The sequence below is a fragment of the Shewanella abyssi genome (assembly GCF_023284025.1).
In the GTDB taxonomy this organism is placed as follows: Bacteria; Pseudomonadota; Gammaproteobacteria; order Enterobacterales; family Shewanellaceae; genus Shewanella; species Shewanella abyssi.
Genome location: NZ_JAKIKR010000035.1, coordinates 1 through 16,684, shown reverse-complemented (window position 1 = coordinate 16,684; position 16,684 = coordinate 1). Strand labels below are relative to the sequence as shown.

Sequence of the window (16,684 nt, the reverse complement as noted above, 5' to 3'; positions counted from 1 at the left end):
GCTAACTAAGAGAAATCAATGCTCAAAGGGATTTCAGATTCACTGCAAGTTCAGCAGCGCAGCCAAACGGTTGCGCCAACGACGAGTATGCAACAAGCCGCTAAAAAGCAAACAAAAGCCAATGTTGCTCATATCCCTAGCCATCGACTTGAAAGCTATAATAAGTGGGCTAAAGTCACTCAAGGCCAGCATAAAATTAGCGCTCAACAAGTTGCTGAACATGGATTACAGCAAATGCAGACCTTACTAAAGCAATTGCAAAACCACAGCCAACAAGCGATCAGCGCAAATAATAGCGACTCCGTGATCCTCGCTCAGCAAATTCAACAAAAGCTGGCAGGTTTCGATATTAGCTATCAAGGCACGCAATTAGTCGATCATCAGCTTAATCTTGTTTCAGTACAACGCCCCTTAGCTAAATACAGCTTCAGTTTAAAATCAGTCGATTTAACGGCGGTAAACAGCCGCGACGAGCTGGTGAATATGCACATAGGCAGTGAAACAGTAAGACTACTATTACCGGCAAATGCTCAACCAGCGGAGTTGCTACAACGCCTCGGTAGTGCTCTCAAGCCCGTTGATATCCAAGTGGGTAAATCCATAGATGGCCGAGTTATCTTCAAAAGTAACAAGTCACAGTGGCAAAAAATTCAAGCAGGATTATTGATGACCGGCCAAGGTCAGCGGTTGCCCGCTGGTGATGCACGAACCATTAAGGTTAACGAAGAGTTAAGCTGGCAAGATCCACGGGAATGGTGCTTTAATAACCCCGCTGAGCTTAAGCAAACTGTGGCTAAGATTACTAAAACACGCCAAAAAATCGACACGCAATTACTAGAGCTCGATAGTAGTCAGCGCCACGTTCAACAGCAATTGCATCAGGTCAATCGCCAAAAAGATACCACACTGGAGCTCGATTTGACCTTGAATAGAATCAAGAACTTGATGCAACCTTCGCCTTTTAGTCTGCAGGTGACCTCACTTATGGCACAAGCTAACCTCAGCCGAACTCAAGTCTCGGCACTGCTCACTTAACGCTAATACAGGCCGTTAGATATGGGGCAAGGATCTGCCCCATTAAACGGGTCAAGGCGTATCGAGCTTAAGACAATAGAGTGAGAATCGACGCTAAATCTTCAAACTGCCCTCTATCTAAAAGCTGCAAAACATAGTTACTATAATTAGCTTTATGCTGGCGATTGGTGTGGTACACCTGAAAACAGAGAATAATATCGTGCTCGGATAACCCCTTTTTATGTGCCGCCATTACCGCTAAATAGCAACGCAGCATAAAGAAATCCAATAGCATGACACGAAAGGCCTGGGACGGTGTGAGCTTGTCGACTTGTGGAAAGTTCATGTCGTAGCAATAGTAAAATAAATAGCGGCTAAACAACGCCTGATGTGCAGCTAATGCGGGTAAGGCCTCATCTTGCCAAGCCTGATTAATTCGACCCATAGTAATTTTGTTATCATCTTCGGCCATCGCACAAATGGCTTGGTTGATCTGCTCAAAGCGACTACGCCCTCGTCCAATCTTATTGGTGTTGAGCCAAAGTTGGATCGAGGTAAAAGCTTGCATTTTTTGAGTTTCAGTATCTTTATTAAACCCCTCAAAGTGCTGCTTAAGTTGACCATTATCACTTAAATTAACCAGCTGTTGGAACATGTCATCAATCGCGCTGCTTTCCAGCTCACCATTGGCTACCCGCTCGGTGGTCTTCATTAAGATACCGACCGCCGTAAGCCCATGCTCTATTGGCTGAGCAGGTTTCAGCAACAGCTGAATGGTATAATCGTGGGCTTTTTTAGCCCATATTGGGGTCGCTTTAAATGCCTTATTATGGCTCACGCTCATGCGTTCAAACTGAAATGCATCCGGCTTAAGCAGAATAGTTCTCGCGGCTTCAGGGCAGGATAACGATAGACTTTCATAGCGGTCGCCATCTTTCATGTGCGACACTCTAGGATAGGTTTTACAGGTGTGACTCAATAAGGCCTCACCCGCTTTGGCGTGAATTTGGCAAAGCTGGTTAGCGTCTAAAAATCCACAGGCACCTTTTGCGTCGAGTACCACTTGCGCCCATTGTTGCTGACTCTTTTTAACTTTCCTCAACGCTGTTTGAGCCAAAGACTTAAGATCTTCATGGGCTAAAGTCTTTTTGTAACTCTGCTTATCAATATGGATATTCCAGCCATAGCAACAGCTATCTTCACACTCACCGCCAATGCAGCTAAATTGCGTTACAAAACTAGGTCTAATTAGCGATTTTTCCATTCTGGTAATCTTCTTCTACTCCCAATATGACTATATAGAGCGACCAAAAAGGCAGTTTACTAAAGCGAATAGAGGCGTAAATCAGTGTTTATTTAAAATAAATAACAACTTAATAACCACCTAGATACAGTGACTTAGATGATTTAAGGGAATTAAATTGATAGCGTCTTTTCAGTTTTGATTTTAGCAGTCGTTTTATCACTAGTAAGACCCTGTGCTTAAATGACTTATTAAAGGAAAACGCTATGCTTTCAGTACATACTAATTATTCTTCACTTGTTGCCCAAAATTCTGTTTCAAAAAACAATGACCTACTTAGCAATGCTATGGAGCGTCTTTCTACTGGTCTACGTATCAACAGCGCTTCTGACGATGCTGCTGGTCTACAGATCGCAACCCGTCTAAATGCCAACGTAGTGGGCATGGAAACGGCCAACCGTAACGTAAACGATGCGACATCTATGCTACAAACTGCTGATGGCGCGCTCGATGAGCTAACGACCATTGCCAACCGCCAGAAAGAACTTGCAACTCAAGCAGCCAACGGCGTCAACTCGGCTGCAGATTTAACAGCACTTAACGCTGAATTCGCAGAGCTAACAAAAGAAGTTAATCGTATTGTTGATAACACTGAATACTCAGGTAATAAGTTATTCGACTCATTAACTGCGGGTGTAGAGTTCCAAATCGGTGCTGGTGCGACTGAGCAACTCACAGTCACCGTAGATAAAGCTAATCTTGCCGGTGTAGGGGATGATATTTCAACCGGTGCTGGAGCAAAAGGCGCTATCACCACTGTTGATGCCTTCATCGATGCTGTGGGTAAAGAGCGTTCAACGCTGGGTGCTAACATCAACCGCCTTGGCCACACAAGTTCAAACCTTGCTAACGTCACTGAAAACACTAAAGTTGCCGCTGGCCGTATTATGGATGCTGACTTCGCGGTTGAATCAGCCAACATGACCAAGAATCAGTTATTGGTTCAAGCAGGGACTAACATCCTCTCTTCTGCCAACCAAAATACAGGTTTGGTTATGGGTCTATTGGGTTAATTCTCCCTCGCTTACCTTGCCAATCTTCAAAAAAGAGCCTTTAGGCTCTTTTTTTTTCAACATATCCACTAGCCCACTTCAGCATCGCCTGCAAAAGGTCGCCTTATTAGGGATATAGCTACAAACCCAATCAGAGCAAAGTGGCTAGCGGAAGCAATACTTCCTTTCCCGTCTCATATACGGAAAAACCCTAGCGAATAAAAAGACAAACATAGAAATAGAACCCAATAAATACAGGCAGTTAACGTTTGGCGCGGAGATTGCAAAAGTATCACGACAGGAGGGTAAAATGATTTCAGGTATGAACGGTGCATCCTTTGCTGAGCAACTCATCTCAGCTGAGCGTATGGGTAAAGATCAGCTATTTAAAACCAATTTAACCAAGCATCAAACCCAAATTGATGCCTATGAGTTGTTGGAGCGTAGCCTCAATAAAATGACCAGTAATCTAGAAAAGATTAATGGTGATGCCTTTGAAAGTAAAACCTCATCGATCAGCGATGATAACGCCGCGATTACAGTCGATAGCGATGCACCCACAGGCACCTATGATCTCACCGTCAAGCAACTCGCTCAAGCCCATCAGCTGACTAAAAGCTTTGCCAGTGAAACCGAAATACTACCGACAACTGGCTTATTAACCATTCAAGTCGGCCCCGATATCGCTGACACCATAGAGATCGATATGGCTGTGCTAAATGCTGACGGCACCCGCACGGTGAATGATCTTCGTGATGCCATTAACTCACACCCTGATAACCCTGGGGTACAAGCCTCACTCGTAAGAACGGGTGGCAGTGTCGAGTTAATGATGACCTCCTCAGAATCAGGTAAAGACAGCACGCTCAAGGTTGAGATGGATGGTGTTGATTGGGGCATGAGTCAACGTAAAGCGGCGCAAGACGCAGAGATAGTGCTCAATGGTATCGATATCACCAGTAGCAGTAACTACTTAAGTAACGTTATTGATGGTGTATCAATAGAGCTGAACAAAACACACTCAGCGGGCGAAAGCAGCACCATAAAAATCGAATCAGACACCAGCAGCAGTGAAGACGCGGTTAAGGATTTTGTCGATTCTTTCAATGATCTGATGAGCCAAATTAACCAGCTTACCCGCTCTATGGGTAGCAGTGTCGTCGATGAGGCCAAAGAAAACGATAAGGACACTGACGACAAAGATAAAGACGATGACGAAGATGATAAGCCCTCTTCCGTCACAGAAGATCAGCTCGGTGCCCTCAAGGGTGACTCCACCTTAAGAATGCTGCAAGCCAGCATGCGCAACAGCGTGTTCCAAACGGCTCCAAACGGTATGCGTTTGTCTGATATTGGTATTGAGATGAACCGTAATGGTGAGCTTGATATCGATGAAGACAAGCTCACTCAAGCGCTTAAAGATGATCCTGATGCCTTAAAAGAGATGTTCACCGCCGATAACAGTTTCATCGATAGAATCGACACCATTATCGAGCCTTTCACTCAGTCCAGTGGTTATCTCGATCTTAAGCAAAGCAACCTAGATCAACAAATTGAAAGCGTTGAAGATAGCATGTCTCGCCATGACTATCAGATGAAGCAGAGGTATCAAATATACCTGTCTCAGTTCACCGCAATGGAAAACACCATTAACCAACTTAACTCAGCCAGCATGCTGTTTTATTAAGGAATGCTAACCAATGTTGAATGAGCACGATCCCTTTAATGCTTACAAACAAACCTCATTAGACGCCCGAGCCGCTGCCGCCAATCCACATGAAATGGTACGGATGCTGCTCGACGGTCTTTTAGAGGAGATCCAACGTGCAAGTGGTTTTATGCAGCGTAAGAGCTATGAAGACAAGGGGCAGAGTATCAACAAGTGCCTCAATATCGTCCATGGTCTTGACTCTATGCTAGATATTGAAAACGGCGGCCAGGTTGCCGCTGGACTCAACCACCTTTACGACTACTGCAGCCGACAATTGGTCACCGCAAGCGTTGAAAATAGCGTTACCGCCCTTGAACCCATAACAAAGGTGATAACCGATGTCAGAACAGGTTGGGCCAATCTCAATTGAGCAGTGGCAGCAGTTTGAAAGGGCATTGGTGTTTCACGCCGATGCCGAAGACTGGGAAAAACTGCTGATGGTGAATCAAAAGATGTGCAGCGCCCTTAAAAAAGCGGGCAAGCCAGCCTCTCGTGCACAGCTGCAGGCGCGCCAGTCATTGGCGCAAGTCCATCAGCAAATTGTGCAGCAATTACAACAAGCACAGAGCAAGATCAAGCAGGAGATGGCTCAATTTGAGCAGCAACAAGACGGTCTTGCAGCTTATCAACTTACCTGTGCCAGTGCTGGAGTCACCAATGACTAGTCCCATTTTACCAAGTGCATTAACCACCACCGCGGCCGCTAATCCAGCACGAGTTAGCCATATTAAAGAGCCTATCGACCAAGCTTATGCTCATGATCAAGAGCAACCGTCGACGACCGATTCGCTGCCGTTCTCATTGATAGTGCCGCAACAGGTACAACAGCCGGTATATCCACAACAGCTATTGCCACAAAACTCAGCCGTTATCGGTGACACTTCAGCGCAAATGGTCAGCACTATTTCCAGGCAGGCAACACCCATAGCAGGCGAGCTTTTTAGTCACGCAAACCCAATAGAGTCTACAAGCCTAAATACCCAGCTCGGATTGGACAATAGTGCTAAGCCTTTGCACTTTGCAAGCGCGACTTCCTCGGCGGCCAACCCGCTAACACAACAACGAAGTAATCCAACGTCAGTCCATGCCGCAGCAACCAGCAGCCAACCGTTAACCTACTCAACGACAGCCGCCGCGCATGACAAAACTCATACTGCAGCACTGGTAAGCAACTTTGCCAATACCAACGCTGGAGCCGCATTCAATGGCAGTGCCGTTAAGCCTGACAGTATCAATCCATTCTTAAGTGCGAGCCAGTTAGCGTCCGCATTGATAGCCAAACAAGTGGATAGCGCCAGTATCGATACCATTGAGTCGGCGCATCAGCTCATCAATACCAATACTCGAGCTCAAAGCGCCGTTGCACAATGGGGGCCGGTGTCGGTTTCTCAAGCTGCACCTATGCTGCAGCAGGCTCAAGAGATGCTATCACCACTACGTGAACAACTGCGCTTTCAGATTGACCAGCAGATCAAGCAAGCAGAACTAAGACTCGACCCACCGGAGCTTGGCAAAATAGAGCTCAATGTGCGCTTAGATGGCGATAAATTACATATCCAGATGTATGCGGCCAACGCATCGGTGCGCGACGCGCTATTAACCGGTCTCGACAGACTACGTGCCGAGTTAGCTGCTGATCATGGTGGCCAAATTGACGTCGATATCAGCCAAGGTGAGTCACAAAAAGAACAAACACAGCAGGGGAGCCAATCGACCATCGCCGCCGCTAACCTGCAAGGTGCTCAGCCAATGACAGCAGATACTTCCCAACAAGATCACGTTGATCTACTCGCATAATTAAGGATCGCACCATGTCATTCATTAAAAAATCCGCTAAGCGGATCCAATTTTCAATCTTTATCACAGCCTGGACAGCAGCCATATTTTGGGCTGGCTGGCAATCTCCGACACTCATCGGCGGGCCTTTTTTAACTCAAGAACCCGAAGTTAAACTGGCACAATTCTACCCATTGGACAAATTTGTCATCTCAATTACCGGTGAAGAATATCCGCACTACCTACTGCTGGAAATGGCGTTTAAAAGCCGATCAAGTAATGTGGCTAGGACCATTAAAGCAGCCGATCCTGTGATTAGAAACTCGTTAATGAAGATGTTTTCAAAGAAACACTTCAATGAACTCAAAAATGCGCAGCAGTTTGAGCCGTTGCAAAAAGAGGCGCATGTGCTGCTATCACTGGTGCTCGCTGAAAATAACTTCGACATCGAATTAGACGATGTGCTGTTTACTCGTATGGTTATTCAATAAAGGCCATATGCTATGAATACAGCTCAATCAGCCTACGAAGAAGCCAGTAGCGATAGCGCAGTTAATCGGCTATCGGAAAGCCAGGTGATGATGCAATATCTCCCTTTGGTGAAACGCTCAGTATCGAAATTGAGAAGTCATTGCGGCTCCGTGCTTGCCAAAGAAGATATGGAACAGATTGGCATGATGGCGCTGCTGGAGTCGGCTAGACGCTATCCAGGTGAGTACGACAATGGTTTTATCTCTTTTGCGGGTCAGCGCATTCGCGGCGCCATTTTAGATGAGCTTCGGCGTCAAGATTGGCGACCACGTCCAGTAAGGCAACAAGCCCACGAACTGAATGACACCGTCAGAAAGCTCACTCGACTATTGGCACGCCCACCAACAGATAAAGAGGTCGCCGAAGCGATGGGCTTAAGTGAAACTGCCTATCGTGAACGATTATTTGCTTCACAGTCAGAATCTATGCGCAGCCTAGATGAATTAGTGAGTGCAGGTGGACATTTTGTCGATAAAAATGATGTTTTGGAGCAATTTTCAGCAAAAGAGTGTTTATTACAAGCAATTTCAAAATTAAACAAAAGAGAACAGCTGATCCTGTCGCTTTACTATCAACATGAACTCAATTTAAAAGAAATTGCCGCTACCTTAGGGCTGACAGAAACGCGTATTTGCCAACTGCATAAGCAAGCAGTGAAGCAACTTCGAACCATCTATCAGCAATGGGAACGGTAAACAGGTGAGATAGTATGAGCAAACTGTTAGGGCTAGTCGTCATCCTCTTGTCGGTATTTGGTGGGTATGTTTGGGCAGGCGGAACCTTGATCTCCCTATGGCAGCCCGCCGAAATCCTGATCATTTCTGGTGCCGGCATTGGCGCACTGGTTATCGCGAATCCCAAGCCCGTACTCATTGATATGTTTGAGCAACTCAAAGAGCTGATCAAGGTCGACCAAGAGGATCCTGAACTCTACCCACAACTGTTTGGCTTATTAAATATGTTGATGGCTCAGATTCAATCTCAAGGGCTACGAGTACTCGATGATCATATTGAAAAACCGAACGAAAGCTCACTTTTCCTCATGTATCCAGTAGTACTTGAACACCCGAATGTGCTCAACTTTCTTATCGACAATCTAAGACTACAGTCTATTGGCAAGCTCTCGGCTCATGATTTAGAACACATGCTAGATGAAGAGATCCACCGCATCGATGAAGACAGAATGCGCCCCTCATACGCCCTTAATAAGGTCGCAGAGGCGATGCCGGGCTTCGGCATTTTGGCGGCCGTGATGGGTATTATTATTACCATGTCGAATATCGATGGCCCCATCACTATGATTGGTGTCAAAGTTGCCGCAGCACTTGTGGGGACCTTTATCGGCATCTTTGCCTGCTACTGCATATTTGATCCTCTCTCGAAAGCACTTGAGCATTTAACCGAGCGTAAATCGGCACAGATGCGTTGTGTTGCAGCAGTCTTGGCAGCATTTGCTAAAGGTAAACCGCCGATGTTGGCGATTGATGCCGGTCGTAAACAGATCCAAAGTGAAAACCGCCCGACCTTTATAGAGCTTGAACGCTGGATGGTGGAGCAGAAAAACTAATGACGATTAGACCAGAGCCTATCGTTATTCGACGTAAACGGCGCACCAAAGCTAAAGCAGCTCATGGAGGCGCGTGGAAAGTAGCATTTGCCGACTTTACCTTGGCTATGATGGCCCTATTTATGGTGCTATGGATAATGCAAATCGCAGATCAGCAGGAGCGGACGATGATAGTCCAGTACCTCAATGGCGACTTATCCGCTAACGGGTCAATCAATCCATTTGGCTTAAGTGGCGCACCCTCGGTGCTTGATTTTCAAGGTAACCTCGCCATTCAACAAGCGGTATTGCCAGCCGCCTCTACAGGTGTCGAACGCAGTGGTCCAGCAATGCATAATCGTATCCCAGAAGGTACCGATAACGCCAAGGCCGGTAGAGGACCAGAAATGAACTCGCTAGTACCTGGTAAGTTTGAAACCCAAGCACAACTGGAGTTTCTCGCCAGAGAGATCGATAAGGTGATCAAAGATGTCAGCATGGGAGCCAACGTTGAGCTACAAGTCGTTCCCCAAGGTGTACGTATATTAATGCATGACAATGTGCATCAGTTTATGTTCACCCGCGGCAGCGCCAATATGAAACCCTACTTTGAAGATCTGCTCATGGCACTCGGCCCCTTATTGAGCAAAGTTGAAAACAAAATTACTATTTCTGGCCACACGGACTCAACGCCCTATGCGGGTAAAATATTTACTAACTGGGAACTGTCCAGCAAACGCGCCCTGTTAGCCCGAAGAGTACTTGAATACGGCGGGCTTAAACGTCACCAAGTGGTTCAAATTACTGGCATGGCAGACCAAGCACCCTATGTTGATGACCCCGCCGCAGCCGCGAACCGCCGTATCGAGGTACTAGTCATGACATCGGATGCTGAAAATCAACTGCGCCAAATGATGGGCCTCACTCAGGAGAAGCAAACTCCAAAAGAGAACGTTATAGAAGCAAAGCAACTTGCTGAGGCCAATCAACCGCGAACGAGATACCCCTAATTATGGACAAGCCAATCGTTAATCCTGGCGAATTTATCCCTGCAGATAAAGCGTCAATACCTCAGCATAGCCACGCAGACAGCCGAGAGCATATAAGGGTGAGTCTAAGGCAAGATGAGCAGCAAGATATTCAACTTGCCTGCGATGGTGTGACCCTGTCGCTATACGATGACTATTGCTGGGTAAAGATTAAAATAGGCATTGCCAATATAAAAAACATCGGCTTAGGTGGCGTTGGCATCATTAGTATCAGCAAGTTAACACTTAACCAAAAACTGTACCTTAAATTCGACGGTACGTATTACGCCATCAAGGTGATGCGTATTCAGAATATCAGCAATAAACTGCTTTTTATTGGTGCTATGTGGATAGAAGAGGACGAAAATCAGCGCGCTATGATTACCAATAAAATCCTTGCCTCAAGTCGAACAACATAGATTAAACAGATTGGTACTATAGGTACCCGGTAACGAACAGGGAGATCAAGATGCCAGCGCCATATGAGCGAAAACGACCCGACTTATTACAAAAATTGTTTCTTTACCTTATTCTGTTTGACTGGGTGATCTTGATCTATCTTATCGTCGAGCTCAAAAACATGTCTTTCCGCTATGGCGCAATGACCTCAATAATGGTGGCACTCTTCAACCTCATTTTGGTTAACCTGTGCTTTAGGCGAGCCCGTCGCGCAGAGGACAGTTACCAGATCTATCCGGTTATTATCGGCGCTTTAATGTCATTTGCGCTTATCGCCTATTTCTTTTTCTTCTTCTATTAGCCAGCTACTACAACGACTTATATAAATAAATATTTCGAGCACACTATATTAGGATAAGGGAGACACTCAGGGCAACGACACTGTGTGCAGCTTGGAGTAAAGGCAAAGCAGTTATGACTTGCTATTTTTGAGCAACTTTCTCAAGCTTGTTTTAATTAATTCACTTTCAAGCTTATCCATAAGCTTACTGCCTATAAAGGTCACCGCCAAAAACATACACCAATAAAAAACACTTTCAAAAGGCGCGAAACCATAAGATGTAAGCAGATGATTCATTGGGTAAAGTAAAGCAAATGGCATGAAAAACACTAGCAATATAGTGATCGTCTTGGTGTCGGCTTTAGCCTGTTCGATATATTGAAATGTTTCAACAGTGGAGCTATTTTTAAACTGTGGATACTCAGTTTTCAACCAGTCGGTATAATTCAATCTACATTCCTTCTCATTGTAAAACTCCATTAACGTCTCAAGCAATTAATATTATTATCCACATTGCTTTACTTGATGCTCAAGATTAAACCCATCCATGTATTCACGCAGAGATTTGATCTTTAGCTCGGTCATAATAATGAGTAAAAACCCAAACATAGCCATGGCGATGAACATTGAGCCCACAAAAACGTCAGAGGTTTTATAGGTCCACAAGCCATTAAGCAGTATCAATGCGCCCATACTGCCATTGATGAGATCATGGCTTTTGACAACATATCGATTGAGCGAAATATCATAGGAAATGAAGATATTGTTAGATAGACCCGCTGGCTTTACTTTTATCTTGCGGTCTTTCAGTGTGGCAGCGTGACCACGTGCCGTTAACGCTTTGAGTAATAATTCCATCCCTGTTACCTCACTATCCTTTTTAATGATTTTTGCATCGACTCTCCCGTCGCTGCGATATATTTAACACTCGTGCTACTACAGGTTAGCCGTTGCACACCCATGCTTAAAACCTACCCAACCTTAGCTCGCAACACAATCTATTTATGGTGAAAAGCATCCGAAAATGATTCATTTTACATATTGTAAACAGCAACTATATCGACCTTTTTGCTAACTCACTCATCATCAATTGATGAACGATGGGACGCTAATAATGAGTAACATCAACGTCCATTTAGCAATAAATGACATTACCGCTAACCCTAGCTACGCAGTGGTTTTATTCAATTGTAATAAGTCCCACCTAGTTCCATAAAGATCTTTAAATACTACCACCATGCCATACTCTTCCGACCTTGGCGCTTCTGTAAACTCGATACCATTAGCCTGCATCTGCTCATAGTCACGCCAAAAGTCATTGGTGTGTAGGAACAAAAAGACTCGCCCACCGGTTTGGTTACCTATCGCCGATTTTTGCTGGTCATTGCTCGCTTGTGCTAGTAGCAGGTTGGTTCCTGTAGAGTTGGGCGGTGAGATCAACACCCAACGTTTACCGCCGCCTAAATCAAGGTCTTCAATCAGTTCAAACTGTAGCTTTTTAGTATAAAACGCGATGGCATCGTCATAGTTTTCCACCACTAGGGCAACGCTACCTATTTTCTGTTCGATGGCTTTACTCATATCATTTTGGCTCCCGATTAAAAGCTGGATTGTTAGGAGGGTTGAGCGCGACCCAGAGCATCTGCTCTGAGTCGTGTAGGGATGAGAATAAACGCTAGGTACTACTCTGCCAAGGTTAATAGCTGTTGCTTTACCGCCGCTGAAGCAAATGAATGCTCAACACTAACCTTGTAGATTTCAAAATACTCTTTACGGCTTAGCTTGAACTCTTGCATCACTTTACGGACTTCATCAGTCATGGTGGTATTCGATACCGTACGGTTGTCGGTATTGATTGTGATAAACACACCATCTTTATAAAACTCGTTGAAAGGGTGCTCACTCAAGCTGTCGACAGCTTTAGTTTGCACATTGCTGGTTGGACAGCTTTCCAGCGCAACTGATTTACTCTTTGTTAAATCATAAGCTTGTTGATGGGTCTTAATATCGATGCCATGGCCAATACGTTCGGCGCCAAGCATGGTGATAGCATCGTGCACGTTTTGACCCACGCCCTGCTCACCAGCATGGATGGTGACTCGATAACCCTTCTCAACTGCATATTGCGCGTGTGGGATGAATCCTGCGCAGAATCCAGGCAATTCACTACCCGCAAGATCAAATGCCACCACACCGTCATTGATAAAATGTGCGCCCGCATCGATAACTTCGTTAACCCTATCTTTAGGCATATTACGGATAATCGACAGAATGAAATTACCTTTGATGTCGTATTGCGACTCAGCTCTTTTCATCCCTTTAACTGCACTGCCAATCACTTGCTGCAGAGTTAGCCCACTCTGCAGATGCAGTAACGGCGCAAAACGCACCTCAAGATACTTGACGTTCTCTTTGGCTGCATCTTCAAACACTTCAAATGCGATCCGTTCAATACCGCTAGCGGTTTGCATCACAGACAGTGGCAACTCAAATCGAGTCAGGTATTCATCAAGATTTTGGCAAGTATCAGGGGCGACCATTAATGATTGGATCTCATTAAGATCATTGCTGGGTAATGGCAAGTTGTGCTGCTGCGCAATATCAATAACGCTTTGCGGACGAACGCTACCATCTAAATGGCAATGTAGATCGATCTTGGGCAAGTCTAAATAATTCATAGGTCTCTACCTTTATTGAATAATAAATTAAAGTCACAGACCTCATAATCAAGAATTTAAGGCTCTTGGTAGAAACTCCCAAACCATATCATTGGGATTATACGAAGTAATAAGCGGTTGGAATTTAACATTGTTAGCCATATAACTACAAGCCACTTAAAGTTCAGCCCAAATAAAATACGTTATGGATCAACCGTATGTCGTAATAGGAAATACCTGTTGTCATAACCGCAACTCGTGCATTGATGATTCGAAGCCTATGATCGTTTTATTAATTATACGAGGTACTTATGTTTCGATATCTTCTTTGCAGTTTTGCGCTTGTGCTCCTCTACCCTACCGCGATAGATCTCTACCTTGTTGGTCTACCAAAAATAGCACAAGACCTCGGTGCCAGCGAATCGCAACTGCACATCGCCTTTTCAATCTACCTAGCAGGTATGGCAACCACTATGCTATTTGCCGGACGATTTGCAGATGCAATAGGCCGCAGACCGGTCGCCATTTTTGGTGCCGCTATTTTTGTCATCGCCTCAATAGTTTGCGGCTCTGCCGACAACACTGAAACATTTTTAATGGCACGATTTGCACAAGGCATTGGCGCAGGCTCCTGCTATGTAGTGGCATTTGCCATTTTACGCGACACCTTAGACGACCAGCGCCGCGCCAAAGTACTGTCGATGCTGAACGGCATTACCTGTATTATTCCGGTGATTGCGCCAGTCATTGGCCACTTGATTATGCTTAAATACCCTTGGCCTAGTTTGTTCACCACCATGGCAGCCATCGGGATTTCAGTGTGTGCGCTGTCTATATTTATTTTAAAAGAAACCAAGCCGAATAAGGCGCCCGAGCAGCAAATCGACACCAACATAAGCCTCACGGCAACCAAGCCCGCTAATACAGAGATTTTTCTCGAGCGTTACTTCATGAGTCGGTTGATCATCACCGCCTTGGGCGTCACTACCATTCTGACTTATGTTAACGTCTCACCCATGCTGCTCATGGGAATGATGGGCTTTGATCGCGGCGAATACTCTTCGGTGATGGCGTTAACCGCTTTGGTTAGCATGCTCTCGTCATTTATTGCGCCACTCGCGTTATCTTGGGTAAAGCAAAGCTCGCTAATGCTTATCTCACAATGCGTATTGATAACAGCCGCACTCCTTTTAGGCGCCTCTTATTACGGCTTTGAAAATGACACCCTGTACTTAGTGGGGTTTGCGCTGGTATGCAGCGGATTCGCCATTGGTTTTGGTGTTGCAATGAGCCAAGCGCTTAGCCCATTCTCTCTGCGAGCGGGAGTGGCGAGCTCTTTACTCGGCATTGCTCAAGTATGCAGTTCAGGCTTGTATATATGGCTTATGGGGCTGCTGGGAGTGAGCGCGCTAAATATGTTGCTGATAATATTGCTACTAGGTAGCCTTATTAGCCTCACTCTAATACTATTATTGGGGTCTCCCATTCATAGTGGTTCCAATGAAGAAATCGTTAGCACGACTTGATCTTAATTTGTTGTTCACGCTACAAATTTTACTCAAAGAACAGAATGTATCTAGAACCGCTAAGAAGCTAAATGTTACCCCCTCAACGGTAAGTAAGGCGCTCAAAAAGCTTAGAGATTGGTTTGACGACCCTCTGTTTGTGAAAACACCTCAAGGCTTGAGGCCCACCCCTCTAGCGCAAAGCATCGAGGAAGATCTTGCCGAGTGGCTACAAATGGGCAGCCAGATCTTAGAAAAACGTGGCGATGAAGTGCCCAATGGAGTGCATTTTAATTTGGCAATGGAATCACCTTTGCTACTCATCATGTTTAATCAATTAACTCAGTCAATCTATCAGAAATATCCTGATGCAAAAGTGAAAGTGCAGACGTGGGATTATGATTCGCTAGAGTCGATTATTTGCGGCAATGCTGATATCGGTTTTTCCGGTAGAGAGAGCCACCCACGCTCAAAAGAGTTACTGGACTTACTGCCCTACTTTATTGACTTTGAGGTGCTGTTCACCGATCTGCCCATGGTGTACTTGCATAAAGACCATCCTGCGTTGCAAGAGGAGTGGAACATAGAGACATTCCTCAAATACGCCCATATCAATATTGTTTGGGAAAAGAGTGAAACCTGGGCACTCGACGAAGTGTTAATGGAGATGGGGCTTACGCGTAACGTCGCGCTGACAATGAACAGCTTTGAGCAATCGCTGTTTATGGCCGCTCAACCGGGGCATGATATGTTCACAACGGCGCCTAAATACTGCCAACAATATGTACAGCACATGCGCTTTGATTTAGTCAGTTTACCTATCCCTTTGGATAAGGAGTATCTCGACAAGCTACTCACCCCCTTCACCATGCTATGGCACAAACGCAACGGACATAACCCCAAAATTAAGTGGCTCAGAGACACAATAAAAAGCCTCTATTGTTCATAGCACTGCAGCTTCAGTTCATATGCTGGTGTATTTGTATTATCAGATTGGAATTATAGTTGCCCTTACACAGCAACTATAACCTGGTCATTTTTATTCGCCGCTGCGATTAATTAACCACATGCTAGCTGTGTTTGCTGTTTACATAACTGTAGAGACTCTTCGGCAGACTCTCCGCCGATACAATAATCCATTCTGAGAGTACGCTTTTCTGAAGCTGGATTACTGTCATTATTAGCAGCATCCCAGCGCCACTTCTTTACCATGTAGCGTGAATGCTTACCAAGATCCTTGTTCGGGACAGACTTGATAACTTGCACATTTTCAGTAGTACCTGAATCAGAAATATTAAAGGATAAAATGGCACATCCTGCAAGACTTGTGCGAGCCATTTCCATTGGGTATTGAGGAGGCGTCCTGTTTGTACTCTGCCATAAAAAATCACTTTTGGGCTCAATATCAGTGAGTAAAATATCAGCATAAACAGATCGTGATTTTGCTGCACTATCTGTCTGTTGATATTAAAAAAATTGAGATTACGATTAATAAGTATTTCATCTACATTCCATTGTTTAAATAACTAAAAACTTGTGCAATAGCGGCTCAATTAATGCACTCAGACTAGCACTTTAGAACTATTGTTGTAAATATGTTACAGACATCCAACAACAAACATCGACACATTCTTATAGGAGAGGGACTGCTGCACATAGGTGCACGGGAAACAGGCTATGGGCACATTATTTGCACTCAATAGTGACCGATATGCCCCGAAATGATTTACGAAAATCTATGGGCTGCAGATAAAGGTAGACTTGAGTTAACTGAAGTGGTCAACTAATTTTGGCCACGGACTTAGAGTCTTCCTGAAATAACCGTTCAGACTCAACTGGTGTCAAACCACCGTTATACTGATGTGGCCTGACTTGATTGTAA

Annotated in this window: 20 protein-coding genes and 1 riboswitch; of the genes, 14 read left to right on the top strand and 6 right to left on the bottom strand. The window is 45.0% G+C overall.

Going from position 1 to position 16,684, the window contains the following annotated elements:
• Positions 1 to 18 precede the first annotated feature (18 nt).
• Entirely contained in the window at positions 19 to 1,035 is a 1,017-nt protein-coding gene (locus L2755_RS14760; protein ID WP_248981451.1) for a hypothetical protein, read from the top strand.
• A 67-nt stretch (positions 1,036 to 1,102) separates the two neighbouring features.
• On the opposite strand, the gene fliB is transcribed toward L2755_RS14760, so the two are convergent.
• Positions 1,103 to 2,278: a flagellin lysine-N-methylase gene (gene fliB, locus L2755_RS14755; RefSeq protein ID WP_248981450.1), complete on the bottom strand. Its 1,176-nt coding sequence runs from the start codon at positions 2,276 to 2,278 to the stop codon at positions 1,103 to 1,105.
• 245 nt (positions 2,279 to 2,523) lie between these two features.
• Here fliB and L2755_RS14750 point away from each other — a divergent pair, with 245 nt between their 5' ends.
• From L2755_RS14750 to L2755_RS14700, 11 genes are all read left to right on the top strand, one after another.
• Positions 2,524 to 3,330 carry a flagellin N-terminal helical domain-containing protein gene (locus L2755_RS14750; RefSeq protein ID WP_248981449.1) on the top strand — a complete coding sequence of 269 codons (807 nt, stop codon included), beginning with the start codon at positions 2,524 to 2,526 and terminating at the stop codon, positions 3,328 to 3,330.
• A 289-nt stretch (positions 3,331 to 3,619) separates the two neighbouring features.
• Complete coding sequence (gene fliD / locus L2755_RS14745; protein ID WP_248981448.1) at positions 3,620 to 4,996, top strand: flagellar filament capping protein FliD; 1,377 nt, start codon at positions 3,620 to 3,622, stop codon at positions 4,994 to 4,996.
• 13 nt (positions 4,997 to 5,009) lie between these two features.
• The gene (gene fliS, locus L2755_RS14740) at positions 5,010 to 5,390 is read left to right on the top strand and encodes a flagellar export chaperone FliS (protein ID WP_202287461.1); all 381 of its coding nucleotides are present in this window, start codon (positions 5,010 to 5,012) and stop codon (positions 5,388 to 5,390) included.
• Positions 5,359 to 5,685, top strand: a complete 327-nt coding sequence (gene fliT, locus L2755_RS14735; RefSeq protein WP_248981447.1) for a flagellar protein FliT — start codon at positions 5,359 to 5,361, stop codon at positions 5,683 to 5,685. Before fliS ends, fliT begins: the two co-directional genes overlap by 32 nt.
• A complete protein-coding gene (locus L2755_RS14730) occupies positions 5,678 to 6,817 on the top strand; it encodes a flagellar hook-length control protein FliK (protein ID WP_248981446.1) in 1,140 nt (379 codons plus the stop codon). The genes fliT and L2755_RS14730 overlap by 8 nt, the downstream gene beginning before the upstream one ends.
• A 14-nt stretch (positions 6,818 to 6,831) precedes the next feature.
• Positions 6,832 to 7,287 (top strand): flagellar basal body-associated FliL family protein, encoded by a 456-nt coding sequence (locus tag L2755_RS14725; protein WP_248981445.1) that lies wholly within the window; start codon positions 6,832 to 6,834, stop codon positions 7,285 to 7,287.
• Between the two features lie 12 nt (positions 7,288 to 7,299).
• A complete protein-coding gene (locus tag L2755_RS14720) occupies positions 7,300 to 8,022 on the top strand; it encodes an RNA polymerase sigma factor FliA (RefSeq protein WP_248981444.1) in 723 nt (240 codons plus the stop codon).
• Positions 8,023 to 8,036: 14 nt separating this feature from the next.
• Positions 8,037 to 8,894, top strand: coding sequence for a flagellar motor stator protein MotA (gene motA, locus L2755_RS14715; RefSeq protein ID WP_248981443.1), 858 nt, complete (start codon positions 8,037 to 8,039; stop codon positions 8,892 to 8,894).
• Positions 8,894 to 9,883 (top strand): flagellar motor protein MotB, encoded by a 990-nt coding sequence (locus tag L2755_RS14710; protein WP_248981442.1) that lies wholly within the window; start codon positions 8,894 to 8,896, stop codon positions 9,881 to 9,883. The genes motA and L2755_RS14710 overlap by 1 nt, the downstream gene beginning before the upstream one ends.
• Positions 9,884 to 9,885: 2 nt before the next feature.
• Positions 9,886 to 10,320 (top strand): hypothetical protein, encoded by a 435-nt coding sequence (locus L2755_RS14705; RefSeq protein WP_248981441.1) that lies wholly within the window; start codon positions 9,886 to 9,888, stop codon positions 10,318 to 10,320.
• Positions 10,321 to 10,370: 50 nt separating this feature from the next.
• Positions 10,371 to 10,661 (top strand): hypothetical protein, encoded by a 291-nt coding sequence (locus L2755_RS14700; RefSeq protein ID WP_248981440.1) that lies wholly within the window; start codon positions 10,371 to 10,373, stop codon positions 10,659 to 10,661.
• Between the two features lie 111 nt (positions 10,662 to 10,772).
• Here L2755_RS14700 and L2755_RS14695 read toward each other — a convergent pair whose 3' ends face one another.
• From L2755_RS14695 to add, 4 genes are all read right to left on the bottom strand, one after another.
• Positions 10,773 to 11,090: a hypothetical protein gene (locus L2755_RS14695; protein ID WP_248981439.1), complete on the bottom strand. Its 318-nt coding sequence runs from the start codon at positions 11,088 to 11,090 to the stop codon at positions 10,773 to 10,775.
• Between the two features lie 54 nt (positions 11,091 to 11,144).
• A complete protein-coding gene (locus L2755_RS14690) occupies positions 11,145 to 11,498 on the bottom strand; it encodes a hypothetical protein (RefSeq protein ID WP_248981438.1) in 354 nt (117 codons plus the stop codon).
• 309 nt (positions 11,499 to 11,807) lie between these two features.
• Complete coding sequence (locus tag L2755_RS14685; protein ID WP_248981437.1) at positions 11,808 to 12,221, bottom strand: VOC family protein; 414 nt, start codon at positions 12,219 to 12,221, stop codon at positions 11,808 to 11,810.
• Between the two features lie 101 nt (positions 12,222 to 12,322).
• Positions 12,323 to 13,318 (bottom strand): adenosine deaminase, encoded by a 996-nt coding sequence (add, locus tag L2755_RS14680; RefSeq protein ID WP_248981436.1) that lies wholly within the window; start codon positions 13,316 to 13,318, stop codon positions 12,323 to 12,325.
• A 25-nt stretch (positions 13,319 to 13,343) separates the two neighbouring features.
• Positions 13,344 to 13,443: riboswitch (purine riboswitch) on the bottom strand.
• A gap of 165 nt (positions 13,444 to 13,608) precedes the next feature.
• Here add and L2755_RS14675 point away from each other — a divergent pair.
• Together L2755_RS14675 and yidZ are read left to right on the top strand one after the other, a co-directional pair.
• Positions 13,609 to 14,823 (top strand): MFS transporter, encoded by a 1,215-nt coding sequence (locus L2755_RS14675; RefSeq protein ID WP_248981435.1) that lies wholly within the window; start codon positions 13,609 to 13,611, stop codon positions 14,821 to 14,823.
• A complete protein-coding gene (gene yidZ, locus L2755_RS14670) occupies positions 14,798 to 15,751 on the top strand; it encodes an HTH-type transcriptional regulator YidZ (RefSeq protein WP_248981434.1) in 954 nt (317 codons plus the stop codon). Before L2755_RS14675 ends, yidZ begins: the two co-directional genes overlap by 26 nt.
• 110 nt (positions 15,752 to 15,861) lie before the next feature.
• Here the strand turns inward: yidZ and L2755_RS14665 are convergent, their stop codons facing one another.
• A complete protein-coding gene (locus L2755_RS14665) occupies positions 15,862 to 16,206 on the bottom strand; it encodes an energy transducer TonB (protein WP_428847801.1) in 345 nt (114 codons plus the stop codon).
• Between the last annotated feature and the right edge of the window lie 478 nt (positions 16,207 to 16,684).